The sequence below is a fragment of the Citrobacter sp. VF227 genome, from assembly GCF_052950715.1.
Map to the genome: position 1 here is coordinate 1 of NZ_JBRFVF010000566.1, position 440 is coordinate 440.

Genomic DNA, 440 nt, shown 5'->3' on the forward strand with positions numbered 1-440 from the left:
ATGGAAGTCACCCAGTTCACCTACTTCCAGCAGGTCGGCGGCGTCGAGTGCTACCCGGTCACCGGTGAAATCACCTATGGACTGGAGCGCCTGGCCATGTACCTGCAGGGTGTCGACTCGGTCTACGACCTGATCTGGGCCGACGGTCCGTTCGGCACCGTGACCTATGGCGATGTGTTCCACCAGAACGAGGTGGAGCAGTCGACCTACAACTTCGAGCACGCCAATGTGCCGAAGCTGTTCGAACTCTTCGATTTCTACGAGAGCGAAGCCAACCGGCTGATGGCCGCCGAGCTGCCGCTGCCGGCCTACGAGATGGTGGTCAAGGCCTCGCACACCTTCAACCTGCTCGATGCCCGTCGCGCCATTTCGGTCACCGCGCGCCAGCAGTACATCCTGCGCGTGCGCAGCCTGGCCCGTTCGATCGCCCAGAGCTACCT

General features: G+C 62.3%; 1 protein-coding gene. It reads left to right on the forward strand.

The window, feature by feature from the left end:
- Positions 1-440, forward strand: a 440-nt coding sequence (locus tag ACU8YC_RS27895) for a glycine--tRNA ligase subunit alpha (protein ID WP_446896383.1), incomplete at both ends; no start/stop codon positions are given.